Raw genomic sequence first — 24,894 nt, 5'->3', positions numbered from 1 at the left:
TCCATCACCGCCTCGGCCAGTTCCTGCATCGGCGCAAGCCCCGGCGCGGAAACGCCGACGACGACCGGCAGACGGCCATTAAGCCGTTTCAGCACGCGCTCGACGACGGTGCGCGATTCCTCCGCCGTCAGCTTCGGCGCCTCCCCAAGCTGGCCGAGCACCGTCAGCCCGGTCACACCGACACTTTCATAAAAATCCACCATGCTGTCGATGCTGGCAAAGTCGAGCGCACCGTCATCGCCAAACGGGGTTACGGCAATCACATAGACGCCCTTGGCGTCTTCCGTCAGTCTGGTCATTTAGCCGCCTCCAAATTCGTAGGCCGCAACACATGGTCCGGCTCCGTCGGCAAACATCGTCACAATTTTCGTTGTTCGTCAAACGATTAGGCAGCGTCACTTTGACATCGATGTGCTTCAGCGGAGGCGGTTTCCCTGTCCGTCGAAATAGCGGCGTCTTTCTGGCGTGCAGCGCAGATAGAGCGTATCGCCGCGCTGAACATCGGGACCCTCGCGATATTCAGCGATCAGGTTCTGGCCGTCCTCCGTCTGGCAATAGAGATAGCGCGTGCCGCCGAGATATTCGTCGAAATCGACAGTCACGCGGACCGCATCATCGCCATCGGATGCCACGACAAGATGTTCCGGGCGCATGCCCAGCATCAGCTTGTCGCCGGGCGCGAGGCGGGCCTGACGTATATCGGTCTTGATCGAACCACCAGGGACCTTAGCGGAGCCATCGGAGGCCCATTCGGCCTCGATCATGTTCATGCGCGGCGAACCGATGAAGCCGGCGACGAAGATATTGGCCGGATCTTCATAGACCTCGCGCGGGCTACCGACCTGCTCGATGTTGCCGTCCCTGAGCACGACGATCTTGTCGGCGAGCGTCATCGCTTCGGTCTGGTCGTGCGTCACGTAGATCATCGTATTGCCAAGCTCGCGGTGCAGCCGGGCGATTTCGATGCGCATGGAGACACGCAGTTCCGCGTCAAGGTTGGACAACGGCTCGTCGAACAGGAAGACATCCGGCTTGCGCACGATCGCTCGGCCGATGGCGACACGCTGCCGTTGGCCGCCGGAGAGTTGGCCCGGGCGGCGGTCCAGCAGATGGTCGATCTTGAGGATGGCGGAGGCGGCCTTGACGCGTCCCTCGATCTCGGTGGCATCGGTCCGGGCCATTTTCAGCCCGAAACCGAGATTTTCTCGCACGCTCATATGCGGATAGAGCGCATAGGATTGGAAGACCATGGCGATGCCGCGGTCCGATGGGTCGAGATCGGTGACATCCCGGCCCTTGATGGCAATCTCGCCATCGGTCACTTCTTCCAACCCGGCAATCATTCGCAACAGGGTCGACTTGCCGCAGCCGGACGGGCCGACGAAGACGACGAATGCACCCTCCTGCACCTCGAGATCGATACCGTGAATGACCTCCAGCCCGCCGTAACTCTTGCGGACGCCGGTCAGCCTCATGCTGTTTTTCGCCATGTCAGGCTCCGTGTTGCGTCTGATCGGCGCGGATCCAGACCAGCATCTCACCCGGTTCGCGGTTGTCCCATAGATGATACGGAACGAAACGCGCGGTGGCGGAGCGGCTCTTCGGCGGCGTGGTTCGATAGAGGTCCGATCCCCAGTCAGCCTCATCGCGTTTGACCGGAATGTCGAGCGCAATGGCGCCCTCCAGCGCGGCAATTTCTGCCGTCTGCGCCGATACCGGATCTCCGGCAAGCGAGATGCCGTTGAGATCCCGGCCATTGTCGGTGGTTTCGACGCAATAGACCAGCGGTCCGCGCATCAGCGCCGCGCGTCCTGCATCCTGGCGCACCCTGGGATTGGCAAACAGAGTGCGTGGGATCAGCGGAATGTTGAGATCGACCTTGTCGCCGCTCTGCCACTCCCGCTCGATGCGAGCATAGCCGTCGACCGTGACCGAGGAGAGATCGACGGAAGCTCCGTTGATGGCAAGCGTCGCGCCGGCAGCCCATTCGGGAATGCGCAGCGAAAGCGCAAAGCGGGCGCGGCTGTCCGGATTGACCGCGAAACGGATGGCGCCGTTCCAAGGGTAATTCGTCTCCTGAGCCAGTTCGACCGTGACGCCGCTTGCGAGCGGGACGCGGGCCTTGCTCTCGCCATAGAGATGCACGGCGATTTCACTATCGGCAGCTGCGTACATGTAGGAGCCAATCGAAGCGAGCAGGCGGGCGATGTTCGGCGGGCAGCAGGGGCAGTTATGCCAGGTCCAGCGGTGATGCTTGCCAGCGCTTTCCAGCGGGTTTTCGTAGAAGAAGGTTTTTCCGTCGAGCGACAGCCCGGCCATTGCGCCGTTATAGAGTGCCTGTTCCATGATATCAGCGTAACGCCGGTTCGGTCCGCGCCCCAACATGCGGTTCGCCCAGAAGACCAGGCCGACCGAGGCACAGGTTTCGGCATAGGCGCTTTCGTTCGGAAGGTCGTAGTAGTCGGTGAAGCCTTCGTTGGAAGCCGCTGGCCCGATGCCGCCGGTGACATACATCTGCTTGGTTGTCAGATCGTCCCACAGCGTCTCCAGCGCCGAGGTCAGGCTGTCGTCATTATATTCCGTGGCAATGTCTGCCATGCCGGAATAGAGATACATGGCGCGCACCGCATGACCTACGACTTTGGTTTGTTCGCGCACCGGCTGATGCGCCTGATTGTATTCATAGGTCTTCTGCACGAACTTCGCCGGATCGCGGCCGTCGCGCAGCGCCTCTTCGGTGAAGAAATGCGGTTGCTGGCCACGTTCGTCGATGAAATATTTGGCGAGATCGAGATACTTCTTTTCGCCAGTGACACGGGCGAGCTTGACCAGCGCCAGCTCGACCTCCTCGTGGCCGCAATAGCCCCGAAGCTGACCTTCGCCATGGCCGAAAACAGTGATCATGTAGTCGGCAAAGCGGCTCATGACGTCGAGCAGCTTGCGCTTTCCCGTCGCCTGGTAATAGGCGACGGCGGCTTCGATCAGATGCCCGGCGCAATAAAGTTCGTGGTGGTCGCGCAGGTTGGTCCAGCGGCGGCCAGGCTGGACGCGCTGGAACCAGGCGTTCAGGTAACCGTCCTCCTGCTGCAATTTTTCATACATGTCGATGATCGCATCGGCGCGTGCCTCAAGCTCCGGATTCGGGCGGCGATAGAGCGAATAGGCAATGGTCTCGATCGACTTGCCGAGATCGCTATCCCAGAACATCTGCGTCGAGCCCGACCAGGTCTGCAGCGGGAGGATAATGCCGGGGCCCGGCTGGCCGACGTCAATTGCTTTGACCATGCCCGCCTCGACGCAGCGGTCGAGCAAGGTGGCGGCGGTGGAGTTGCAGATCGCTTCCTGACGGGCACCAAAAAGGCCGTGAAGTTCGACATTCGGAACGGGCAGGGGGCGGAATTGGCGATTTTGCTTGGCTGACATGGAATTCATCCGTTTCGTTTGAGGTTCATTTCACCGCGCCGGCCATCAGACCGCGCATGTAATAGCGTTGCAGAAGCAGGAAGACGATGACGCAGGGGATGGTCATGACGGCGATGCCGGCCTGGACCGCGCCCCAATTGACCGCGCCGAGCCGCCCGGTCCTGACCGCGATCATCAGCACCGGCAGTGTGAATTTCTCATTGCTGGAGAGCAGCACCAGTGCTGCCAGGAATTCGTTCCAGGCATTGAGAAAGGCGAAGATCGCAACGGTTGCCACACCCGGCAGCACCAATGGCAGCAACACGCGGAACAAAAGCTTCAGGTCGCGTGCGCCATCGATACGGGCTGCTTCCTCGATCTCCTTCGGCACGGCGTCGAAGGCGTTTCGCATCATGAAGACCGAGAAGGGTAGCTGGAGGGTGACATAGACCAGCGTCAGGCCGAGCAGCGAATTGTTGAGGCCGAGCCTCGCCAGGATGATGAAGAGCGGCGTCAGGATCGACTGGAAGGGGATCATCAACGTTGCGATGATCAGGATGAAGAAGGCACCCTTGAACGGGAACTGATAGCGCGAGAAACCGTAGCCGGCGAGCAGGCTGACCATGACCGTCAGGACCACCGTCGCCACCGAAACGAAGAGCGAGTTCAGCGTGTGCTGCACGACACCGGCGCCGAAACCGTCGAGGGCGCGATAGGCATCGAAGCTGAAGCCCGATGTCGGCCAGGGCGGCAGAGGCGGCAGGCTTGCCTCCGAGCCGTGCCGGAACGATGACAGCAGCGCGATGGCAAAGGGCGCAAAGAAGAAGATGACGATAATGACGCCGACGCCGTGATAGCTGACAGCACTCCACATTTTCCGCCGGGCGCGACGCTCTTTGGCGGTTGTCACGTTCGTGGTGCTCAAGTTCGTGATGCTCACGGGCGATCCTCCCCGACGCGCAGCAGCCAGAGCTGGACGATGCTGATCAATACGAGAATGACGAGAAGGGCGATCGATAGTGCCGCGCCATAGCCGAGATTGAAGGACACGAAGGACTGGTTGAAGATATAGTAGACCACCGAGATCATCCGGTTCTGAGGTCCGCCGCTGGTCATGATGTAGAACTGGTCGAAGGCGAGCACCGAGCCGGTGATCGAGATGATTAGGGCAAGCGCAATCGTGCGGCGCATCAGCGGCAAGGTCAGAAAGCGGAAGCGCTGCCAACGTCTGGCGCCGTCGATGCGGGCCGCCTCCGTCAGCTCGGAAGGGATCGCCTGCAGACCGGTGAGCAGGATGATCATGGTGAAGCCGGCGATCTTCCAGACCACCATCACGATAATCGTCGCAAAGGCCATGTCGAAGTCGGCGAGCAGGTTCGGTTTCTTGTCGACCAGTCCGAGCGCCAGCGCTGCCGGAACGAAAAAGCCGCTGTCGACATTGGCGAGCCAGACCCAGAGCAGCGAGGCCGTCGCCAGCCCGACGACGACGGGTAGGAAGATGATGGTGCGGTAGAAGCCGACGAGAGGCCGCTGTTTTTCTACGTAAAACGCCAGGGGAAAGGCGACGGCGAAAATGGCGATGGTGACGATCACGGTATAATAAGCGGTGAAGCGCAGCGCGGCCATGAAGCGGACGTCCGACACCATCCTTGTATAGTTGCCAAAGCCGATCCAGCGCGGATTGCCGAGCAGCGGCCAGTTGTGCAGGCTCATCCATCCGGTAAAGAGGACGGGCAGGACGAAGAAGACGATAACCAGCGCCATGGCCGGCGCGATGTAGAGAAATCCGTGCCAACCGGCACGCCGCCGCCGCTTGCGGCGCCGCAGTGCTCCAACAGCTCCGGGACCGGCCATGGAATGCTCCTGATGTTTTGGTGGGGAGGACCGGGAAACCTTAAGCCTCCCGGTCTGATGTGGCTTATTGCTGCTGCGCGTTGTCGATGATCGACTGCATTTCCGATTGCGCATTGGAGAAGGCCGTGTCGACGTCGTCTCCAAAAATTGCGGCGTTGGTGAAGCCGGCCCAGGGGCCGTTGGCGCTGTTGATCAGATCGTTGAACTGCAGCGTATAGGGCGTCTTGGCGATAGAAATAGCTTTCAGGCCCACTTGCATGCGTGGATCGAGGCCTTGAAGCACCTGGTCGGCAATATCGCCACGCGTCGGCAGGCTGCCATATTTCGCCATGATCTTCTGGCCTTCCAGCGAATAGGTATATTCGAGGAATTTCTCGACCGCCGCGAGCTTCTTCGTGCCCTTGGTGATGACGAAGTTATCGCCGCCGGCAAAGGAGGACGGCTTGCCGTCGACGCCGGGTATGAGGGTCACGCCGAAATGGATATCTGGATATTGCGTGATCAGCGTGCCGATCGAGAAGGCGCCGATGCTCTGTTGGCCGATCTTGCCGTTGCTGATGCTGAGGAAGTTGGCGCCGGTGTCGCTGGCCGCCCCCGCCGGCACCAGATCCTTCTTGACCATGGTGCGGTAGATATCGACTGCCTTGCGCATCTGCGGCGTATCGAGTGTCGCCGTCTTGCCGTCGGCCGAAAGAATGTCGGCGCCCGCGCCCCAGACAAGCGGCGTGAAGGTGAAGATCATGCAGCCGCCGCAGCCGCCGCCGGAGAAGTAGAAGCCGTAGGTGTCGCCGCCGAGCGCGCGGATTTTTTCGGCATTGCTCTCGATTTCGTCCCAGGTCGTTGGTGCTTTTTCGGGATCGAGACCGGCTTTCTTGTAGAGGTCCTTATTCCAGGCAAAGACGGAGGTCTCGACCGAGAGCGGCAGGCCGTAGATATGATCCTGATAGGTGCCGAGCTTCACATGCGACGGTGAGAGCGAATTGAAATAGGGCAGGCTCTTGGCCCAGTCGGTCAGGTCTTCCAACTGACCGGCGGCGGCAAAGGCCGGTGTATAGATGAGGTCCATCGACAGAGCGTCCGGCGCCTGGCCGCCCGCAATCGCGGTTGCGTATTTTTGCACGAGTTCGGAAAAGGGCACCTCTGTCATGGTGACCTTGTCGTCATGGCTGGCATTATAGGCTTCGACGACCTTCTTGAAGGAATCGCCGATGCCGCTACGCACCCACATTGTAATATTTTCGGCGGCGGATGCGCCAGACATTAGGCATAGAGATATGAGGCCGGTCGCGGCCAGAAGTCGCTTCATCATGTTTCTCCTCCCATGGGGCATTTCCGTCTGCCCCTTTTCCTCAACTAATGATCGGGGTTTCCCCCACACGACTGCCGCACGACCAATTCGCACGGCAATGTCCTGATCCCCGGTTCGACGGCGCGGCCTTCCGCCAGCGCCAGAACCGTCAGCCCGGCCTCCCGCCCGAGCGCCTTGAGATTCATATCGACCGTCGTCAGCGGCGGCCGCGTTTGGGCCGCGACGATCTCCCAGTTGTCGAAGCCGACCACAGAGACGTCCTGCGGTACGCGCACGCCGCGCTCGCGCAAGGCATCGACCACGGCACGGGCGATCTGGTCGTTGCCGCAGAAAATGCCGTCGGGCTTCGATCCGGGCGCATCCCATATTTTGGCAACGGCCTCATGCCCCCAGGCCTCGGACCACGTACCGTACATCACCGGCAGCACATCACCGGCGAGGCTGCGATAGGCCCTGGCTCGCTCGCGCACGGAAAAGAAGCTTTCCGGGCCGGTGACATGGGCGATCCGGCGGCGGCCGAGACCCATTAGCCATTCGACCGCAAGGGCGGCACCCTGGAAATCGTCGGCGCAAAAGGCGACACTACCGGGCGTCCCTTCCGTGAACGCGTAGACGACGGGCACGGGCAGGTTGGACAGATCCACCGGCAGCCGGCGGTCGATCCTCTTTCCCGAAGCGATGATGCCATCGACGCTCTTGTCCAGCATGGCGTCCACATGAACCTTTCCGAGCGCAGGATCGTCTTCGATCGTGCAGAGAAACACCGAAACCCCGTGATCGACGAGCGCTTCGGTAATGCCGGCCATCACAGGGAGAGTGAAACGGCCGTAGGTATCGTTGGTCAAAAGACCGATGGTGAAACTCCGATTGCTGAGCAGACCCTTGGCCAAGGCATTCGGCCGAAAACCAATTTCGGTCGCGACCCGCTTAACCCGTTCGCGAGTATCGTCGCCCATCCGCCCAGTATTGTTCAACGCTTTCGATGCGGTCGAAATGCTGACACCTGCGGCAGCGGCAACATCGTGAATCGTTACCCGACCGCTTCTAACACGCTGATTTTCCAGATGTCCTCTCCCGACCTCATTTGCCGTGAGAAAAGCTTTTCTCATCTCAAGAGTCAAGGAGAGAAAAGCTTTTCTCAAATTTTTTTGATCATGCCCGGAGAATGATGTCTTTGGCTGTAAACGTTCCGAATATTTGCGCGACTTTTAGTGCCGGTCGAAAGACCAGCGGTTCACCATGTAGGTGCGCGGCGAGGTTCCGAGCATGCGTCGGAACATGGTGGTGAAGGCGGCGACGCTTTCATAACCGGCCTCCAGCGCGACGTTGGTCACCGGCTGTCCCTCTGCAAGTTGCGGCAGGCAAGCGAAGACGCTCGCCTGCTGACGCCAGGTGGTAAAGCTGATGCCGGTTTCCTTGCGGAATTGCCGGGTAAAGGTCCGGCGGCTCATTGCCAGCTTCTCGGCCCAATCGTCCAGCCGGGCATTCGGCGTCGGGTTTGCCAGATAGTCGCGGCAAAGTGCTGCCAGCCGCCGGTCGGACGGGAAGGGCAGGCCGAGCGGGCGCTCATCGAGCGTCGAAATCTCCTCGATCAGGAGGGAAAGGACAAGTTCGGCCTTGCGATTTCCGAGCGGAGCTTCCCGAAGTCGGATGGCTTCAAGCAGCAGACTGCGCGCAAGATCTGTCACTTCGAGGACGCGGGGTGCCTCGTCCGGCAGGGTTGGATCGCGCGGCGTCACGTAGACCGATTTCATGCTGACATCGCTCAACATTTCGACGGAGTGTTCCAGGCCAGCGGGAATGAACAAGGCATGGCCGGGTGGCACCATCCATCGGCCACGGGTCGTCAGGATCAAGACGACGCCGGCGAAAACGCAAAGCAATTGTGTGCGGCGATGATGATGCCAGGGAACCGTGTAACCCTGCGGCGGCTCTGAGCTATGGACGAGTACGCCAGCATTCGATTCCTCCATCCAGAGCATATTTTGCTCGTGGTCTTTTTCGAGTGTCGCCAGCAACTGTTGAGAGAGCTTTTCCATTTTGGCCCGATCGCGAAAGAACTGGACCAAAACACGAAAGAAGGTCACCCGCAAGCCGTGTAAAAGGCTGATCAAATAGCATGGCTGAAAGGAATCGGTCGGCGCAGGAAGGAATCCTCAATGGTTGCGGCATTTTCGGGCACGCAGGCCCGATTTGAGAAGACGACAATTTCAATCGTGGTGGCGGTCAGCGTCTGCCATCTTCTGAACGACATCATGCAATCGCTGCTGACGTCGCTCTACCCGATGTTCCGCGAGAATTACGCGCTCGATTTCGTTCAGATCGGGCTGCTGACGATGACGTTTCAGATTACGGCGTCACTGCTGCAGCCAGTCGTCGGCATCGTCACCGACAAGTGGCCCATGCCGTATTCCCTGCCGGTCGGCATGGTCAGTACCTTTCTGGGGCTAGTCCTACTCGGTTATGCCGGCAGCTTCCAAACATTGCTAATTGCTGCCAGCCTCATCGGTTTTGGATCCGCGGTGTTCCATCCTGAAGCATCGCGCGTCGCGCGGCTGGCATCCGGCGGACGCCATGGCTTGGCGCAGTCGCTCTTCCAGCTCGGCGGCAATGCCGGCTCTGCCATCGGGCCGTTGATTGCCGCCTTCTTCGTGCTCCAGCACGGCCAGTCGAGCGTCGCCTGGCTTTCGGTTCTGGCGGTGATCGGCTTCATCGTCCTGAGCTGGGTCGGCACCTGGTACATCAGCCATCGCCGCCAGCATGCCGCGCGCCCGGCTCCCAGCCGCGCCTTGCCGATCGCGCGCAACAAGGCCATTTGGGCTCTTGCGATCCTGATCCTGCTGACGGCGACGAAAAACGTCTACATGGCGAGCATATCGAGCTATTTCACCTTCTACGTCATCGACAAGTTCCATCTTGACGTTCGCGATGCGCAATTGATGCTGTTCCTTTTTCTCGGTTCGGTCGCGGTCGGAACGATCATGGGCGGCCCGGTCGGAGACCGTCTCGGAGCGCGCTTCGTCATTTGGTTCTCGATCCTCGGCGTCATTCCTTTCGCGCTGATGATGCCCTATGCGAACCTGTTCTGGACCTGCGTCCTGACGGTGGTGATCGGGTTGGTGTTTGCGTCGGCCTTCCCGGCCATCGTGGTCTTCGCGCAGGAGCTGATCCCCGGACGCGTCGGGCTGATCGGTGGCATCTTCTTCGGCTTCGCCTTCGGGGCAGGGGGACTTGGTGCGGCGTTTCTCGGCGATTTCGCCGATACGCATGGGATTTCCTTCGTCTACACGGTCTGCTCTTATCTGCCGTTGCTCGGTCTGTTCACGATCTTTTTGCCGCGCATACCGAGGCATTGACGAGAGAGGCGGGGCTTTGCCGCCCCGCCGAATGTCTTACCGTGCGCTATTTCCGTCATGCGTCGCGTCGACGCAGCTTGCCGGCCGGAGCGATCGGTCAATCCGCGTTCCGGCTGCAGGGGTGAGACTGCAATCGTCGGGAATAACGGCCCGGCGATCCCTATCGTACACTGAGGTCCGCCGGAACAACGTCGCCTGGCCGCTCAGTGCGGAAAGCCAAGTCCGAAATTTCGCTTCCATTTTGAGACTGGTCATCAGCCTGCTCTTCGCCATAATCTATGCCTGCGTCATGCAGGAGGAGGAGACTGTCGAATGAGCGCCAATATCAAAGTTCCCGTGACGGGATGCATCTCCGGCAGCTATTTGGCTTTGCCGATTGGTCCCGCCTGAGCCTGGTAGGGCCGGCCCGTCATCACTTTTCTTGCCTTGCAATGTTTCATTCTCGACGCCACGGCCGCCGGCGCGGTGCCCGCTTGGCGTCAACCATATAGGATATGCCATGCAGCTCACCATCGCGCAGCGCCTAGACCGCCTGAAGGTACGCATTGCAGAGCTCAGTCATTGGCGCGAGCGCGCCGTACTCGCGATCGATAACTGGACGTTCGAAGGCGAGGATATAGCCATCGGTCAGGCCTGGCCGCATCGCAAAGGCATAGTGTATTTCGCCTCGCAAGCGAACGTGCCTGCCGACTGGCCGCTGGAGGAAACGCGCCTGCAGCTCGATCTCGGCGGTGAGAGCCTGATCACGCTCGCTTATGGAGGAGGGAAGAGCGAGAGCTTCGGCCTTGATCCCTACCACCAGGAGTTCCCGCTCAAGGACCGCAATTTCTCGATCACAACGGACAGCGTTGCCCGCTTCCCCTTCGGCGAACCGAACCGCCAGCCGAAGTTAAACCGAGCGCGGCTCGCCTGGTTGGACATTCCCGCACATCGGCTGAATCTTTCACTTCGGCAGGTAGCTGAGGCGATCGAAGCGCTTGATGATCACGATGTGGTGCCGCATCTGCTCGATGCCGCAGAGACGGCGCTGCGCAGCCTGGACTGGCCTTCCGCCACGGCTCCTTATATTTCCCGCACGGCGAACGCCGAATGGCAACAAAAGATCTGGGAATTGCCCGAGCTGATGGAAAACCCGCCGGGTCTGTCCGAGGATGAACGTGGGACCGCCGCTGCTGCTTATGACGGCCTGCTTACCCGTCTCAAATCGCTGCAGGAACGTTATCCGCAAAACGGCGAACTGCTGCTGACCGGCCATGCTCACATCGATCTTGCCTGGCTGTGGCCCTATGACGAGACCCGCCGCAAGATGCGCCGGACTTTCCACACGGCGCTGTCGCTGATGGACCGCTCGCCCGATTTCCGTTTCAACCAGTCGACCGCGCATTATTATGCGCAGATGGAGGCTGACGATCCGCAGCTTTTCGCGCGCATCAAGGAAAAGGTGGTTGAAGGCTCGTGGGAAGTAATCGGCGGCATGTGGGTCGAGCCGGACACGAACATGCCGACGGGCGAAAGCCTGGTGCGGCAGATCCTCTACGGCCAGCGCTATTTCGAAAAGACCTTCGGCGCCCGTCACACGATCTGCTGGCTGCCGGATTGCTTCGGTTTCTCCGGCGCCTTGCCGCAATTGCTGCGCCAGGGCGGCATCGAGAGTTTCTTCACCATCAAGGTCAATTGGAGCGAAACCAACAGGTTCCCCTACGATCTCTTCTGGTGGGAAGGTCTGGATGGCAGCCGGGTGCTGGCGCATACTTTCGACAATCCGATGCAGGGCTATAACGGCTTTGTGCAGCCGGATTGCTTCATGCCGACCTGGAAGAATTTCCGGGCGAAAACCCTGCACGACACCTCGCTCCTGGCGGTCGGCTATGGTGACGGCGGTGGCGGCGTGACGCCGGAGATGGTCGAGCGTGAAGTGCAGCTGCGCGATTTCCCCGCCATTCCGAAGGCCCGTTGGGGCAAGGTCGCCGATTTCTTTACGAGTGCCCATCGTACGGCTAAGGAAAAGCGTCTTCCCGCCTGGTCCGGCGAAATCTATCTCGAACTGCATCGTGCGACGCTGACCAGCCAGAGCGGTGTCAAGCGGCAACACCGCAGGGCGGAACGGGCGTTGATCACGGCCGAAACCCTGGCGTCGATCACCCACATGATCGGTGGCGCCGCGCCGCAGAGCCTGGAAGCTGACTGGCGGATAACGTTGAAAAACGAGTTCCACGATATCCTGCCCGGATCGAGCATCAACGAGGTCTATCAGGACGCCGAGCGCGAGCTTTCCGGCGTTATCGATCACGCCAAGGCACTTCAGAAGGATGCCATGGACGCGATTGCTTCGGCCCTCCCGAAAGGCGGCATTATGGACGCTCTCGTAGTCGTCAATCCGTCTCTCGATGCCCGGCCGTTACGCGCGGTTCTAGCCGACGGCACGATCCTTTCCACCGGCGATATCGTTTCGCCGCTTTCCATCCGTGTGTTCGACCGAGCTGCATTGAAGCCGGCCGGCGGATTGCGTGCCGAAGCGAGCCGGCTGGAGAACGAGCATCTCGCCGCTATCATCGGCGCGGATGGCGCTGTGCAGAGCCTTGTGCATAAGGCGACCGGCCGTGAGGCACTGGCGGAAGCCGCCAATCAGCTCTGGATCTATCCCGTCGACAAGCCGCGCAATTGGGACGCCTGGGACATCGACGCGGACTATGCTGAAAAGGGAATCCGTTTGGACAAGCCAGAAAGCATCGAGCTTGTCGAGAACAGTCCCCATCGGGCCGCGATCAAGGTTGTCCATCGCTATCGCGATTCCGCCATCGTGCAGCACTATGTCCTGACCGCCAACGCCAAGCGGCTGGATATCGAGACCCGTATCGACTGGCATGATCGTCGCACCCTGCTGCGCTCGCTGAGTCCAGTCGCGACGCGCGCCCGCACCGCCACATTCGAATGCGCTTACGGTGTTATCAGCCGCCCGACGCACACGAACACGAGCTGGGATGCCGCGATGTTCGAGGCAGTCGCCCATCGCTTCATCGATCTCAGCGAGCCGGATTTTGGTGTCGCCTTGCTAAACGACGCAAAATACGGCCATAGCGCCCGCGGCAACGTGCTTGGCATCAGCCTAGTGCGCGGGCCGATCTATCCCGATCCGATGGCGGATGAGGGCGAGCAGCGTTTCACCTATGCATTGCTGCCGCATGCCGGCGAATGGCATTCAGGCGGCGTGCGTGAGGAGGCCGACGATCTCAACCAGTCGCTGATCGTCACGGCCGCTGTCAATCTCGCAGAGACGACTCTCACTCCGATCGCCGTGACAGGCACACCGGTGGCGCTTTCAGCCATCAAGCCGGCCGAAGATGGCGGCGGGCTCGTGCTGCGCGTCTACGAACCGGCGGGCCGGCGCGGCGGACTTGTCGTCACCCCGGCAGAGGGTTGGACGATCAGCGAGGCTGTCAATTTGATGGAGGAGCCGGCCGCGCGCGATGCCGGTCCGGATATCCTGCCCTTCGAGGTCAGAAGCTGGATGATGACGCGGGCGTGACGGTTGGTTGCGGCGATCGGCCCGATAACTCTAGAGGGACAGAGCCATGATGCGAAAGATACGTGTATTCAACAATGTATCGCTGGACGGCTACTATACCGACGCAAACAACGATTACACTTGGGCCCAAGCAGGCGCCGGCGATCCGGAATTGATAGAGTTCACGAAAGGCAACGCACAGGGCACGAATGCTCTGGTATTCGGCCGCGTCACCTATCAGATGATGGTGAACTGGTGGCCTACGCCGGCGGCGGCCAAGGCCATGCCCGAAGTGGCCAAGGGCATGAACGAGGCACCCAAATATGTCTTCTCTCGCACTCTCGACACGGTGGACTGGTCCAACACCACTTTGCTGGCGGGCGATCCCGCAACAGAGATGGCGCGGATCAAGCAGACGCCGGGGCCGGACCTGACCGTGCTAGGATCCGGCAGCATCGTGGCGCAGTTGACGGCATCCGGGTTAATCGACGAAGTGCAGCTATTGATTTGCCCGGTGGTGCTGGGTTCGGGCAAAAGCCAGTTTGCGGGTGCGAGCGGCAAACTAATGTGGACCTTGTCGCGATCCAAGACGTTCCAGAACGGCCGCGTCTTCCTGGCTTATAGGCGGTCCGCGATGTCAACCTGAAGGTCGGGGAGAGCCAGCATGAGCACGTCGAGGAATTAGACCTTCAGGAATTGCGAAGACCTATCGAAGCTCAGGCCAGGAAAGATCTTCGAGGTCAGGTCGTCGGCGCCAACATTGAATTGGCGGTAAACCATTGCGGCCGCGATCTCACGCACGTCTGCAGTGGGCATCAGGTCGCGGTCCTCGAAGAGCTGTTCGTCTTTAATTCCGGGCCATTTACCGAGCACGCGGCCGCCATTGATGGCACCGCCCGCCAGCAGGCAACAGCCGCCTGTACCGTGATCCGTACCACCGGAGCCGTTCTGGCGGACGGTGCGGCCGAATTCAGTCATCGCCAGAACCACGGTCGTCTTCCATGCATCCGGGCCGAGCGTGTTCTTCAATGTCAGCACGGCTTGCGTCAGGTCACCAGCCGCTTTCCGGAACTGGGCCGCTTGCTGCACATGAGTGTCCCAGCCGTTGATGGAAAAGCTGGCGATACGGTATTCACGCAATAGCATCTTGGCCGCAAGCGCCGCGACATCGGCTATCTGCTCACCGCGTTTGGCGCCCGGCGCCTCACCCATCTTCGCCGACTGGTCGGCGCGCGTTGCCTCATCCATCGCCTTGGCGAAAGCGGGATCGTTGGCATAAAGACGTGTCAAAAATTGCATCTCGTCCGCACCCATGCCGAAATTGGAATCCGAGGCCCATACGTCGACGACATTGGGACCGGAGAGGATCAGTTCGGTCGAGGTGCTGATGTCGATCGCTTTGTGCGTCGTCGAGCGCGGAATGGTCGCGAGTGCGCGGTTCAGCCAGCCGGTCTTTTCCTCGGCGACGTGATCGCCGCCCGATTCCAGCATGTCCTGGCCGTCGAAATGGCTGCGGGCGTCTCGATATGGCGTCGAGACGGCATGGGCGAAGGCGAGCTCTTTAGCCTTCCATAGCGGAAGCAGGTCCGCGGCGGCCGGATGCAGGCCGAAGAAGCCGTCGAGATCGACGAGCCCCTTCTCGGGAGCAAGGGCGATATCCGGCCGCAAGCCGGCGAAGGATGCCTCGCCGTAAGGCTGCACCAGATCGAGCCCGTCCATGGCGCCGCGCAGCACGATGGTCACGAAACGGTTGTCCCCGGGCATGGCCGCAAAGGTCACCGGCGTAAAGATCGGCGCAGCCGCAAGACAGCAGGCGGAAGCGAGGAAACCGCGGCGGGAAAGCGGGAAGGCCTTGTCATCTGCCATGGGAATGCTCCTCGCGCTAGCGGCGATTGAATTCGGGCGAGGCAAGCACCAGCGTCAGGCCCGCCATCTTGTTTGGCGCCTGCGACACGACCCGGATCGTGTCGTCGCGGGCGGCATCCGCGAGCGTCTCCTTGAGAAACTGCCGTGGATCTTTCTGCTTGCCGTAACGACCGATCGCGCGCCGCGCCCAGGAAATCCGCTCGGAAAGCTCGCCGGCATTGATCCAAGCGTCGAAACCCTCGGGAAAGCCGGCCGGACTCGGCGGCCTCCAGACCGGCTGTCCCATGCGCTGCAACGCGTAGAGACCGAGGCCACGCGGCACGTAGAAGGTTGCGTCGATCGCAGCCTGACGGCGTCTTGCCTCCTGCGGATCCGGCGGATCGGTTGTCTTGTCAGGCGTAGCGGAGCTGTTGACTGGGACGGATGGACTATCGTCGGCCATTGCCTGCCCGCCGCCCTCGTCATCGGCGAGCGGATCGACAATTGCGCCTGCGGCCGTGTTCTTGGGAAGATCGAGCGCCCGCAGGCCGGCCACGACGAAGTCGAAAGGCTGCCGGGCCTTGGCTCCCTCGTTCGTCCAGGCAGCTGGATGATCAAGCATCGCGCCATAAACGGCCATCAGGTCGCCGTCCGTCTTCCGCCATGCCTGGGCCATGGCATCGATCATCGCTTGCGGCGGCGTGTCGGAGATGAAGTGGACCGCGAGCTTGCGGCTGATGTGCGCCGCTGTTTTCGGGTTTAGTGCCAGATCGTCCAGCAGCTGCAGATAATCGCGCTCGGTTCGTTGCGTTCGGCCGTAGCTGACGCCCAGCACCTGATGGCTGCCCGGTTCAGCAGCAGCCTTGCGGAAATCGGCCTCGACCGCCTGCCGATCGACCGTGATGCCCGTCAGTACCATGGCGGCGGAGCGCACATCGTCCTGTGTATAGCCGCTGCCAGCACCGAGCGTATGCAACTCCAGCAGTTCGCGGGCGAGGTTCTCGTTGAGTCCCTTGTTGCGTTTGATGCCGGCGGGAGAATCGGGGCCGAGCGACTGCGTCTGATCGAGATAGATCAGCATCGCCGGATGTTGGGTCGCGCTGCGCAGCAGATCCGGAAACGTCCCGCCGATATGGGGCCGGATCGCCTCGGCCTCGAACAAGGGGACGATGAGTTTCATCGGCTGGGTCTTGTCGACACTCACTGAGAAATGATTTGTCCAGAAGCCGGCAAGCCGCTCGTAGAAGCCGTTCGGCGAGAAGACCGCCTGCGCGATGCGCGCATCGGCATCGCGCCGGTAGCTTTGCTGAAGTTCCTTGAAGACTGCTTTCTGTTCATTGCGCTTGGCGTCGTCGTCAATGTCGCTGGAACGGATGTCGCGAAGACGGTCGGCGACATTGCCGATCGCCTGGCGGCGCGCATCGATGCCGCCGACTGGAAAGAGACAGTTGCCGTTGCCCACTCGCATCGGGTCGAGCAACGCATCCCTGTCGGCCGGCGGGGTTTCACCGGGGCGGAAGCCGTAGCCGAACCGCAGTGCTGCCATGGTCTGAAACGAAAGGCTCATCGCTTGTCACCGCGTCACCGATTTCGAACAGGCTCGCAGGCAATTGCGTCAGCAAAGTTCAGAAATTGTGGCTTTTTCCCGACATGAACAATTTGTAATCCCCATGCGTGTGTCGCGGGTCCAACAGGAGCGGGAGAGTGGATCGGAATAGGATTTTTTGCGGACGTCCGATCCGTCCTAATTCCTCCTCAATTTATCTTCTATTTGCCGAAGCGAAAAGAGGTGCGCGATGGTTAAATTTATGCATCGGAACATGGCGCTTTTACTGGCCACAGTCATGACTGCGCTCGCCATAACCGTGTACAACATGATTTCCCTCCTGGTGAGACATCACCACACGGCGCTGCATGACATCCGTCATGCGGTCTTCGTGATTGTTCTCTTCGGCATTTTCTATGGTGTCGTGCGTTATATCCAGGCGTTGCCCGAAGACGCCGACTAGGATTCTGCAGAAGCTTCGAAAACCAAAATCGTTAATGCGACACGTGTCCGGCTTCTGGGGACCCTCCGTCTCTGCGCGCAAGACTGGTGCACCACGAGGCAACAGAGCAATTATGCTGACGCTGATCTGAGATACTCCAGACAAGAAAAAGGCCGGCTATCGCATTTCTGCGATCGCCGGCCTCCGCATATTCGGGATCAACCGGCCTAGTGGGCCTTCGAAGGACGCGTGGCGGCGGCCTTCTCGACCATGGCGGTGACTTCGGCGCGGCGAGCGCCGGACAGCGGCAGGCGCGGCATGCGGACGCGCTCTGAACCACGGCCCATGATCTGCTCGGCAAGCTTAATGGACTGGACGAGATCATGCTCGGCATCGAGATGCAGGAGCGGCATGAACCAGCGATAGATACGGCGAGCCTCTTCCCAGTCGCCGCGTTCGGCAGCGGCGACGAGCTGCACCGATTCCTGCGGGAAGGCACTGGTGAGGCCGGAAACCCAGCCCTTGGCACCGAGCATCAGGCCTTCGAGCGCAACGTCGTCAAGGCCTGCGAAGATGTCGAAGCGATCACCGAAAGCATTGATGAGGTCGGTGAAACGGCGCGGATCCGGCGCACTTTCCTTGACGGCCTTGATGTTCGGCACTTCGGCGAGGGCTTGCAGCACGTCGGCGCCGATATTGACGCGATAGGCCGGCGGATTGTTGTAGAGCATGATCGGCAGCGAAGTCGCTTCCGCCACGGCGCGGAAATGCGCGATCAGCTCCTCCGGTTTCGGAACATAGACCATGGCCGGCAGGACCATGAGACCATCAGCGCCAAGCTTTTCGGCGTCACGTGCATAGGCGGCGGCGCGGCGCGTATCGAATTCGGAAACGCCGGTGACAACCGGAACGCGGCCATTCACCACCTCGACGGCCGCCTTCAGGATCATGCGCTTCTCATCGGGATCCAACGAATTGTTCTCGCCGCAGGTTCCCATGACGATCAGACCGTTGACGCCGTCATTGACGAGCGCGTCTTGGACGCGTTGCGTCGCGGCCAGATCTACGGAAAGATCCTCGTTGAATTGTGTCGTTACGGCGGGGAATACGCCCTTCCATCCAGTCGTCATTTTGGGTCCTCAATCGAAAGTCGTTGCGTTATATACAAATTGTCGACAAAGTTCAAGGATGGTTAAACGGCAAATAAGCGGTGATCGCCCGCTATTGCTGAAAGCTGCCAAAACGAAATAGTAACGTGCTTGTTGCGAAGAAGGATATCGGATGCGGAACGAGACGGAGAATGTACGGGTACGGGGTTCGGGAACACAGAGCGTCTATGCCGCTCTGCGCCGGGAAATCCTGTCGATGGCGCTCGAGCCGGGAAGCCCGCTCGACGAGGTCCGGCTTTCTGAACGCTTCAAGATGTCGAGGACGCCAATCCGTGAGGCGCTACTTCGGCTTGCCGGGGAAGGGCTGGTGACGACGCTTCCGAACCGCAACACGATTGTCGCGACGATCGATTTCGCCAGCCTGCCCACCTATTTCGAGGCGCTGACACTGATGTATCGTGTGACCACGCGCGGCGCGGCGGCGCGGAGGGATGCCAAGATCATGCAGCGCGTGCGCGCCCGGCAAAGGGAATTCGCCGATGCCGTGACTGCCCATGATGCCTTCGGGATGATCGAGGCGAACCGCGAATTCCACGTTGCCATCGCCGAACTTGCCGGCAATCCCTACTACACCACGTTCTTCGCACGGCTGCTCGATGAGGGCCGGCGCATCCTGCGTCTCTACTATTCGACTTTCGACGATCGCTTGCCGCGTCAATATGTCGACGAGCACGAGGAAATGATCGCCGCAATCGAGGCCGGCGATATCGACCGCGCGGACCGGTTGGCGATCGACCATGCGGCGCAGATCGTGCGCCAGATCCAGGAATATATAGCCCGGGATCTCGAGCGTCCGCTTACGATCGAGATCCCGTGAGGCAGGTGTCCCCTTCTTGAGGGCAGAGGTTGCCTGCTTCGACCATGTGGCCGCGTATCAGCATGCCGAGGATCTCTTATTAACTAAGCATCGCCCCTCCGCTTTGCTCGTTTTCTTGTCGACATATTGCCTACAGTCGCATTAATGTCGCTGCAAGGGGCGGTGCCAGCCGCACGAAAACCGCGCGCAACAGGAACTGGAAAACAAGATGACATGGTCCCATCCCGTCTCCCGTATCACCGATGATGAAAGGCAGCTCCGGCTGGCGAAGCTGAGACAGTCGCTGGAGGCGGAGGGGTTTGCCGGTATGCTACTCGGCCCGACGGAGAGCCTGCGCTATTTCACCGGCCTCGTCTGGCATCCGAGCGAACGATTCCTCGGCGCGCTCGTCACACCGGCCGCACTTTACTACATCGTTCCGGGTTTCGAGCGCAGTCGCGTGGAAACGTTGCCGCACCTGCCGGGCGAGATTCTGGTGTGGGAAGAGGAGGAGAACAGTGCCGGGCTCGTGTCACGCCTGCTGGGACAAGCCGGTACGCTTGCGCTAGACGACAGCTTGCCGCTCTTCTTTTATCACGCGCTCGCTGCGGAATTCGGCGCCGAAAGACTGAAGGATGGCGGGCAGATCATCCGAAACCTGCGCCGTCTCAAATCTCCGGCCGAGATTGCCCTCATTCAATATGCCATGGACTTGACGCTCGATGTGCAGAAGCAAGCGCATGCGCTGATGAAACCCGGTATCAGGGCTTCGGAAGTCGTCGACTTCATCGACCGCCGGCATCGACAGGCCGGCGCCGACGGCGGCTCGACCTTTTGTATCGTTTCCTTCGGAACAGCGACTTCGTTGCCGCACGGCGCCGACGGCGATCAGACGCTTGCAGCAGGCGACGTCGTGCTTGTCGATACCGGCTGCCAGATCGACGGCTATCATTCCGACCTCACCCGGACCTATGTACTCGAAAGTGGCAACCGCGAATTCGAAGCGGCCTGGGTGATCGAACGGGAGGCGCAGCAGGCGGTCTTCGATGCTGCCAAGCTCGGCGCACTCTGCTCGAGCCTCGACGATGCGGCGCGTTTGGTGCTTTCAAAACATGCCCTCGGTCCCGACTACCGCCTCCCCGGGCTGCCCCACCGCGCAGGCCACGGTCTCGGTCTACAGATCCACGAGGAGCCCTATATCGTCCGCGGCAATGCCACGCCGCTCGCCGCCGGCATGTGCTTTTCCAACGAACCTATGATCGTCTTTCCCGACAAGTTCGGTATTCGACTGGAGGATCATATCCACATGACGCCAGAAGGCTCGCATTGGTTCACCAAACCCGCCAAGGGGCCAACCGAGCCTTTTTCGTAATCGACGGCCAACATGGGGCGCGCAAGCTTCTCAGCTTTGAATGCCTATCGCGGCGACAGGCCTTTGGGCTGCACCTAAAACGTATTCGGGCCTGCAACTCTTGATAAGGGTCCGTGCCCTTCGGGAACCAAACGGCGTTTCCGTAGTTTACTGCCGTTGGAAAACGTCAGAGGACAGCATGACCGCCACCGTCAGCGCCGCAAAGTCGTCCACGATAGAGGGGCGTTACAGACTCCTCGTCGATGCCATTACAGATTACGCCATTTACATGCTTGATCCGCATGGCCTTGTCATAAGCTGGAACATCGGTGCTCAGCGGTCCAAGGGGTACACGGAAGCCGAAATCATCGGCGAACATTTCTCGCGGTTTTACATTCCCGAAGATCGTGAGGCGGGTCTGCCCCAAAGGGTGCTGAAAATGGCTGCTGAAACGGGGCGGTTCGAAGGCGAAGGATGGCATCTGCGAAAGAATGGTTCGCGATATTGGGCTCATGTGGCCATCGATGCGATCAGAAACGCGGAGGGCGATTTGCTGGGATTTGCAAAGATTACGCGCGATCTTTCCGAGCGGAAAAAAGCGGAAGCCGAGCTCAAACGGAGTGAAGAGCAGTTTCGCATCCTCGTTCAGGGTGTCGCTGACTATGCCATCTACATGCTCGATCCCCAAGGTTATGTCTCCAGTTGGAACCTGGGTGCGCAACGCATCAAAGGTTATACGCAGCAAGATATACTCGGCCAGCACTTTTCCCGCTTTTATACGGAGGAAGATCGTGCGGTAGGGCTTCCGAGGAAGGCGCTCGATATTGCCGCCAAAGTCGGGCGGTTCGAAAATGAGGGCTGGAGGGTGCGAAAGGATGGATCCAGATTTTGGGCCAGCGTCGTCATCGATGCCATACGCGAGAGTGACGGCTCACTTTTAGGGTTCGCGAAGGTCACTCGCGATATTACCGAAAAGAGGGAAACGCAGCGCACGCTCGAACAAGCGCGGGAAGAGTTGTTTCAGGCGCAAAAGATGGAAGCCGTTGGCCAGCTTACCGGCGGCATGGCCCACGATTTCAACAATTTGCTGATGGCCGTTCTGGGGAGCCTGGAAATCATGCGCAAGCGTATCGCTGACAATCCCAACATCACCCCACTGATCGACAATGCCATTCAGGGCGCACAACGCGGCGCGGCGCTGACGCAGCGCATGCTTGCTTTCTCGCGGCGTCAGGAACTCAATTTCGAGCCACTCGACGTGATCGAGCTGGTTCGCAACATGACTGACCTGCTGCAGCGCTCGATGGGGCCGTCGATGATGATCGAGACCCACTTCCCCCTCAGTCTTCCGATGGTGAAATCCGATGCGAATCAGCTTGAGAATGCTCTTTTGAACCTAGCCGTGAATGCGCGCGATGCGATGCCCAATGGTGGATCGCTCGTTATTGCCGCCAAACTTCGTGAGATTGCCAAGGATGAATCGGGTGGCCTGAAAGCAGGGTCCTATGTCTGCCTCGCCGTCAGGGATGAGGGAGACGGGATGGACGAGGAGACGCTTGCCAATGCAATCACACCGTTCTTCACGACCAAGGGCGTCGGCAAGGGAACAGGTCTCGGATTGCCCATGGTTCAGGGATTGATGGCGCAGTCTGGAGGCAAGCTGATCCTGAAATCGTGCAGGGGCGAAGGAACTACGGCCGAGCTTTGGCTTCCTGTCGCGGCGGAGACGAGGAAGAGGAAGGAAGAGCCGGCAAAGGAAGCAGTGTCCGCAGGCGTCGGTTCGTTCAACATTCTGGCCGTGGACGACGATGTACTGGTCCTGATGAACACGGCATTCATGCTGGAAGATCTCGGCCATACCGTCCTGCAGGCCCATTCAGGGGAAGAGGCGCTCAAGCTGCTCGAGGATCACAATGATGTTCATCTCGTCATCACCGATCACGCGATGCCGAGGATGACGGGCTCCGAACTCGCCACGGCGATCGCCGAGCGCCAGCCCGACTTGCCGGTCATCCTTGCCACAGGCTATGCCGAGCTGCCGCCGGGCAGTAACAGCGATCTGCTCCGCTTGCCAAAACCATTCAACCAAAACCAACTTGCCTCGGTGATCGCCAAAGCCGCGGCGAAGGCTCCTATCGCCAACATTACGAGTGCTGCCGGCGGAAGATAGACCTCTCCGAGGCAAGGTCTTCCCGGTCACGCATGTCCGTAGATGAGCTTCGGGTACCAATCCCTTGCCCGTCCCTCGGGCGTCATGTCGAGGATAGTCCAGAGCGGCATGAGGTCGGGGGCGCCGCGTGGATCCTGGCCGGGGTCAGCGGTCACGGGCCCCATTTCCTCACCCCAGAAATGCCGGATCGTCCCGTCCCTGCGGGTAAAGACATTGACGGCCGCATCGTCGCTGCCATTGCTGCCGAGCGCTCGATAATCGCGGCTATATTCGCCTGTCGGGTCGGAATAGAGCGGCAAATTCTGCCAGCGGCGTTCCCTTTTGAAATCGAGCAGTCTTTCGATGGGTGACCGAGCCACGACGGCGATGGCCATTCGCTGTTCGATGTCGAGCACTTCGCCTTCCAGTGCCGAAAGGAACGAGGTGCACATCGGGCATGGCCGTGCCCGTTCCGGTCCGAACATATAGCTGTAGATCAGCAAGGTCTCCTTGTCGTCGAACAAATCGTCGAAATCGATCGGGCCGTCGGGGCTGATGAACTGATAATGCTTTTTCACCAAACCGCCCGGTGGCAGTGCTCGCCGTTGCGCCGCGACGCGTTCTATATGTCGCCGAAGTTCAATCTCCTCGGCCAGCAGCGCGTTTCGCGCCTGCCGGTATTCGCTGCTCTCGTTCGGAAACCTGACACCGTTTCTCTGTGCCAATTCCGTTGCAGGCGTATATCCGTCTTCGCTGATCATGATGTCCTCCCTGTGCGATCCATTGGCCGATATTGGAGCGCCGTGCGTTCATTTGAACGCACAAAGGTCGCTCTAATCTTTTCAATCTAGAGCATCTTATCCGCTTGCAGGCGATGCCACCGGAAAGTGCGATGCTCTAGTCGTATGGCGCCACTGGATTTCGACAATAACACGGAGGAAAAACCCGGTTGCCGGTCGAAAGTTCCAGTGTTTGCGGAGGCATTTGACCGGCGGGGATCACTGAGCGGCGGAGCGGGCCTCGCTCGCTTCGTCCCATTCGATATCCGATGCCGGCTCCTCTTCTTCGAGCATCGGTGTGTCCATGACGTAGAGATAGCCATCGAGCATATCGCAAGCGCGCTCCGTGGCGTCGATCTTTGCCTCCGTTTCGCTGATTGCGGTAGCGATGGCCTTGATGCGGGCGCGCAGCATGTGGCCTACGACATCCTTGCCAGGGCGTTTTCCCAAGCGATCCAGATGAAGGCGGATACGGTCGGAATGACGCTCCAGCTCGCTCTTGCTGAAGTTTGCCTTGCGGATTTCGTCCAGAAGACTGGCGCGCATATGGGCGACCGGATCGAAGGTTCCGGGTTCGCGTTCGTCCAGAACCATGTCGGTAATGAGCTTCTCGATGGCGACCAGCGCCTGCAGATCGACAGCGTCGGTCAGTTCGACGTCGTAGCCGGTATCGTCGAACACCTTGCGGCGCACGGGGTCCAGAAGCAGCTCGTAGGCCTTTTGCAGCTGTCCAAAAGCATCGACGTCGCCACCGGAATCCGGATGCGCCGTCTTCGCCCGCTTGCGATAGGCCGTCTTGATCTGCTCTTCGCTCGCATCGCGTCCGATGCCGAGAATCTCGTATGGATCGGTCACTCCAACTCCTGCTGCCACTCAGCCCCGTCCAAAGTCCTGAAGCTCTTATGCCGTGATAGTTTCGGCAGAACGCGGGGTTCGCCGACGGACGGCTCGTATCCGTCCCTGCTTCTTCTCTATCATCACCACGGCAGAGTTTGGACAAAAACTGTCATGGCGCAACGTAGAAACGTCCCTTCTGTTGAAAGCCGCACTTCTTTAGGAGATTTTTATTTTACGACGTGTTTCCCGCAATCGAAAAACTATGCCGGTCCTTCTAGCCTGATTTCAACGGTTGCCGTTCGCGACATCCGTCGTCAGGACAAGGATCAAAGAGATGTACGCTCGTTATGGCATTCAATATCTCGCTCAGCATTTGCAGCTGGAACAGGAGCTTCGTGCCTCGCGGAGAAACGATGACGTAACGGAGATCGACGAAGCCGCACATCATTCCCATGATGTCCGAATTTTCCTGAGGCTTGCCTGTGTCATCGCCGTCTTCTCGGTGGGCGCGGCCAGCGTTATGCAATTGATCCATTGATCCCCAAAGAGCTCTT

General features: G+C 60.0%; 21 protein-coding genes. 8 read left to right on the top strand and 13 right to left on the bottom strand.

Annotated elements, in window-relative coordinates; all coding sequences use genetic code 11:
* The 8 genes from FHT86_RS35325 to FHT86_RS35290 form a co-directional block, all read right to left on the bottom strand.
* On the bottom strand, nucleotides 1-299 hold a 299-nt coding region (locus tag FHT86_RS35325), incomplete at its 3' end, for a dihydrodipicolinate synthase family protein (RefSeq protein WP_133704508.1).
* Nucleotides 300-416: 117 nt separating this feature from the next.
* Complete coding sequence (locus tag FHT86_RS35320; RefSeq protein WP_133704509.1) at nucleotides 417-1,490, bottom strand: sn-glycerol-3-phosphate ABC transporter ATP-binding protein UgpC; 1,074 nt, start codon at nucleotides 1,488-1,490, stop codon at nucleotides 417-419.
* Between the two features lies 1 nt (nucleotide 1,491).
* Nucleotides 1,492-3,423, bottom strand: a complete 1,932-nt coding sequence (locus tag FHT86_RS35315; protein ID WP_133704510.1) for a glycoside hydrolase family 127 protein — start codon at nucleotides 3,421-3,423, stop codon at nucleotides 1,492-1,494.
* 25 nt (nucleotides 3,424-3,448) lie between these two features.
* Nucleotides 3,449-4,312: a carbohydrate ABC transporter permease gene (locus FHT86_RS35310; RefSeq protein ID WP_133704594.1), complete on the bottom strand. Its 864-nt coding sequence runs from the start codon at nucleotides 4,310-4,312 to the stop codon at nucleotides 3,449-3,451.
* A 26-nt stretch (nucleotides 4,313-4,338) separates the two neighbouring features.
* Nucleotides 4,339-5,256, bottom strand: coding sequence for a carbohydrate ABC transporter permease (locus tag FHT86_RS35305; protein WP_133704511.1), 918 nt, complete (start codon nucleotides 5,254-5,256; stop codon nucleotides 4,339-4,341).
* Nucleotides 5,257-5,320: 64 nt separating this feature from the next.
* The gene (locus tag FHT86_RS35300; RefSeq protein ID WP_133704512.1) at nucleotides 5,321-6,565 is read right to left on the bottom strand and encodes an ABC transporter substrate-binding protein; all 1,245 of its coding nucleotides are present in this window, start codon (nucleotides 6,563-6,565) and stop codon (nucleotides 5,321-5,323) included.
* A 44-nt stretch (nucleotides 6,566-6,609) separates the two neighbouring features.
* Nucleotides 6,610-7,674 carry a LacI family DNA-binding transcriptional regulator gene (locus tag FHT86_RS35295; RefSeq protein ID WP_246779815.1) on the bottom strand — a complete coding sequence of 355 codons (1,065 nt, stop codon included), beginning with the start codon at nucleotides 7,672-7,674 and terminating at the stop codon, nucleotides 6,610-6,612.
* Between the two features lie 99 nt (nucleotides 7,675-7,773).
* Nucleotides 7,774-8,604, bottom strand: a complete 831-nt coding sequence (locus FHT86_RS35290) for a helix-turn-helix domain-containing protein (RefSeq protein WP_133704513.1) — start codon at nucleotides 8,602-8,604, stop codon at nucleotides 7,774-7,776.
* A gap of 120 nt (nucleotides 8,605-8,724) precedes the next feature.
* Between FHT86_RS35290 and FHT86_RS35285 the strand changes: the two genes are divergently transcribed.
* From FHT86_RS35285 to FHT86_RS35275, 3 genes are all read left to right on the top strand, one after another.
* A complete protein-coding gene (locus FHT86_RS35285) occupies nucleotides 8,725-9,921 on the top strand; it encodes an MFS transporter (RefSeq protein ID WP_133704514.1) in 1,197 nt (398 codons plus the stop codon).
* A 499-nt stretch (nucleotides 9,922-10,420) separates the two neighbouring features.
* The gene (locus FHT86_RS35280; protein ID WP_183869041.1) at nucleotides 10,421-13,447 is read left to right on the top strand and encodes a glycoside hydrolase family 38 C-terminal domain-containing protein; all 3,027 of its coding nucleotides are present in this window, start codon (nucleotides 10,421-10,423) and stop codon (nucleotides 13,445-13,447) included.
* A 46-nt stretch (nucleotides 13,448-13,493) separates the two neighbouring features.
* A complete protein-coding gene (locus FHT86_RS35275; RefSeq protein WP_246779814.1) occupies nucleotides 13,494-14,072 on the top strand; it encodes a dihydrofolate reductase family protein in 579 nt (192 codons plus the stop codon).
* Between the two features lie 35 nt (nucleotides 14,073-14,107).
* Here the strand turns inward: FHT86_RS35275 and FHT86_RS35270 are convergent, their stop codons facing one another.
* Nucleotides 14,108-15,292 carry a DUF1501 domain-containing protein gene (locus FHT86_RS35270; protein ID WP_133704516.1) on the bottom strand — a complete coding sequence of 395 codons (1,185 nt, stop codon included), beginning with the start codon at nucleotides 15,290-15,292 and terminating at the stop codon, nucleotides 14,108-14,110.
* Between the two features lie 16 nt (nucleotides 15,293-15,308).
* Nucleotides 15,309-16,838: a DUF1800 family protein gene (locus tag FHT86_RS35265; protein WP_133704517.1), complete on the bottom strand. Its 1,530-nt coding sequence runs from the start codon at nucleotides 16,836-16,838 to the stop codon at nucleotides 15,309-15,311.
* A 229-nt stretch (nucleotides 16,839-17,067) separates the two neighbouring features.
* Between FHT86_RS35265 and FHT86_RS35260 the strand changes: the two genes are divergently transcribed.
* A complete protein-coding gene (locus FHT86_RS35260; protein WP_133704518.1) occupies nucleotides 17,068-17,280 on the top strand; it encodes a hypothetical protein in 213 nt (70 codons plus the stop codon).
* A gap of 206 nt (nucleotides 17,281-17,486) precedes the next feature.
* Here the strand turns inward: FHT86_RS35260 and FHT86_RS35255 are convergent, their stop codons facing one another.
* Nucleotides 17,487-18,389 carry a dihydrodipicolinate synthase family protein gene (locus tag FHT86_RS35255; protein WP_133704519.1) on the bottom strand — a complete coding sequence of 301 codons (903 nt, stop codon included), beginning with the start codon at nucleotides 18,387-18,389 and terminating at the stop codon, nucleotides 17,487-17,489.
* 151 nt (nucleotides 18,390-18,540) lie between these two features.
* Here FHT86_RS35255 and FHT86_RS35250 point away from each other — a divergent pair, with 151 nt between their 5' ends.
* The 3 genes from FHT86_RS35250 (at nucleotide 18,541) to FHT86_RS35240 (ending at nucleotide 22,745) form a co-directional block, all read left to right on the top strand.
* The gene (locus FHT86_RS35250; protein ID WP_133704520.1) at nucleotides 18,541-19,245 is read left to right on the top strand and encodes a GntR family transcriptional regulator; all 705 of its coding nucleotides are present in this window, start codon (nucleotides 18,541-18,543) and stop codon (nucleotides 19,243-19,245) included.
* Nucleotides 19,246-19,453: 208 nt separating this feature from the next.
* Nucleotides 19,454-20,596, top strand: coding sequence for a M24 family metallopeptidase (locus FHT86_RS35245; RefSeq protein WP_133704521.1), 1,143 nt, complete (start codon nucleotides 19,454-19,456; stop codon nucleotides 20,594-20,596).
* A gap of 178 nt (nucleotides 20,597-20,774) precedes the next feature.
* Nucleotides 20,775-22,745, top strand: a complete 1,971-nt coding sequence (locus FHT86_RS35240; RefSeq protein ID WP_133704522.1) for a PAS domain-containing sensor histidine kinase — start codon at nucleotides 20,775-20,777, stop codon at nucleotides 22,743-22,745.
* Nucleotides 22,746-22,771: 26 nt separating this feature from the next.
* Here FHT86_RS35240 and FHT86_RS35235 read toward each other — a convergent pair whose 3' ends face one another.
* Both FHT86_RS35235 and FHT86_RS35230 read right to left on the bottom strand, forming a co-directional pair.
* The gene (locus tag FHT86_RS35235) at nucleotides 22,772-23,485 is read right to left on the bottom strand and encodes a DUF899 family protein (protein ID WP_133704523.1); all 714 of its coding nucleotides are present in this window, start codon (nucleotides 23,483-23,485) and stop codon (nucleotides 22,772-22,774) included.
* Between the two features lie 237 nt (nucleotides 23,486-23,722).
* A complete protein-coding gene (locus FHT86_RS35230) occupies nucleotides 23,723-24,358 on the bottom strand; it encodes a J domain-containing protein (protein WP_133704524.1) in 636 nt (211 codons plus the stop codon).
* Nucleotides 24,359-24,674: 316 nt separating this feature from the next.
* On the opposite strand from FHT86_RS35230, the gene FHT86_RS35225 reads away from it, so the two are divergent.
* Nucleotides 24,675-24,878, top strand: coding sequence for a hypothetical protein (locus tag FHT86_RS35225; protein WP_133704525.1), 204 nt, complete (start codon nucleotides 24,675-24,677; stop codon nucleotides 24,876-24,878).
* Nucleotides 24,879-24,894: the final 16 nt, after the last annotated feature.

Source organism: Rhizobium sp. BK313 (assembly GCF_014193655.1).
GTDB lineage: Bacteria > Pseudomonadota > Alphaproteobacteria > Rhizobiales > Rhizobiaceae > Rhizobium.
The sequence above is the reverse complement of the archived record's forward strand: the minus strand, read 5'-3'. Positions and strand labels throughout refer to the sequence as shown.

Excerpts from the sequence above, each read along its gene's own strand:
- FHT86_RS35305 (WP_133704511.1), bottom strand. The coding sequence starts at position 5,256 with ATGGCCGGTCCCGGAGCTGTTGGAGCACTGCGGCGCCGCAAGCGGCGG.
- FHT86_RS35290 (WP_133704513.1), bottom strand. The coding sequence starts at position 8,604 with ATGGAAAAGCTCTCTCAACAGTTGCTGGCGACACTCGAAAAAGACCAC.
- FHT86_RS35295 (WP_246779815.1), bottom strand. The coding sequence starts at position 7,674 with ATGAGAAAAGCTTTTCTCACGGCAAATGAGGTCGGGAGAGGACATCTG.
- FHT86_RS35315 (WP_133704510.1), bottom strand. The coding sequence starts at position 3,423 with ATGTCAGCCAAGCAAAATCGCCAATTCCGCCCCCTGCCCGTTCCGAAT.
- FHT86_RS35235 (WP_133704523.1), bottom strand. The coding sequence starts at position 23,485 with ATGATCAGCGAAGACGGATATACGCCTGCAACGGAATTGGCACAGAGA.
- FHT86_RS35285 (WP_133704514.1), top strand. The coding sequence starts at position 8,725 with ATGGTTGCGGCATTTTCGGGCACGCAGGCCCGATTTGAGAAGACGACA.
- FHT86_RS35255 (WP_133704519.1), bottom strand. The coding sequence starts at position 18,389 with ATGACGACTGGATGGAAGGGCGTATTCCCCGCCGTAACGACACAATTC.
- FHT86_RS35265 (WP_133704517.1), bottom strand. The coding sequence starts at position 16,838 with ATGAGCCTTTCGTTTCAGACCATGGCAGCACTGCGGTTCGGCTACGGC.
- FHT86_RS35240 (WP_133704522.1), top strand. The coding sequence starts at position 20,775 with ATGACCGCCACCGTCAGCGCCGCAAAGTCGTCCACGATAGAGGGGCGT.
- FHT86_RS35260 (WP_133704518.1), top strand. The coding sequence starts at position 17,068 with ATGGTTAAATTTATGCATCGGAACATGGCGCTTTTACTGGCCACAGTC.
- FHT86_RS35245 (WP_133704521.1), top strand. The coding sequence starts at position 19,454 with ATGACATGGTCCCATCCCGTCTCCCGTATCACCGATGATGAAAGGCAG.
- FHT86_RS35225 (WP_133704525.1), top strand. The coding sequence starts at position 24,675 with ATGTACGCTCGTTATGGCATTCAATATCTCGCTCAGCATTTGCAGCTG.
- FHT86_RS35275 (WP_246779814.1), top strand. The coding sequence starts at position 13,494 with ATGATGCGAAAGATACGTGTATTCAACAATGTATCGCTGGACGGCTAC.
- FHT86_RS35320 (WP_133704509.1), bottom strand. The coding sequence starts at position 1,490 with ATGGCGAAAAACAGCATGAGGCTGACCGGCGTCCGCAAGAGTTACGGC.
- FHT86_RS35300 (WP_133704512.1), bottom strand. The coding sequence starts at position 6,565 with ATGATGAAGCGACTTCTGGCCGCGACCGGCCTCATATCTCTATGCCTA.
- FHT86_RS35270 (WP_133704516.1), bottom strand. The coding sequence starts at position 15,292 with ATGGCAGATGACAAGGCCTTCCCGCTTTCCCGCCGCGGTTTCCTCGCT.
- FHT86_RS35250 (WP_133704520.1), top strand. The coding sequence starts at position 18,541 with ATGCGGAACGAGACGGAGAATGTACGGGTACGGGGTTCGGGAACACAG.
- FHT86_RS35280 (WP_183869041.1), top strand. The coding sequence starts at position 10,421 with ATGCAGCTCACCATCGCGCAGCGCCTAGACCGCCTGAAGGTACGCATT.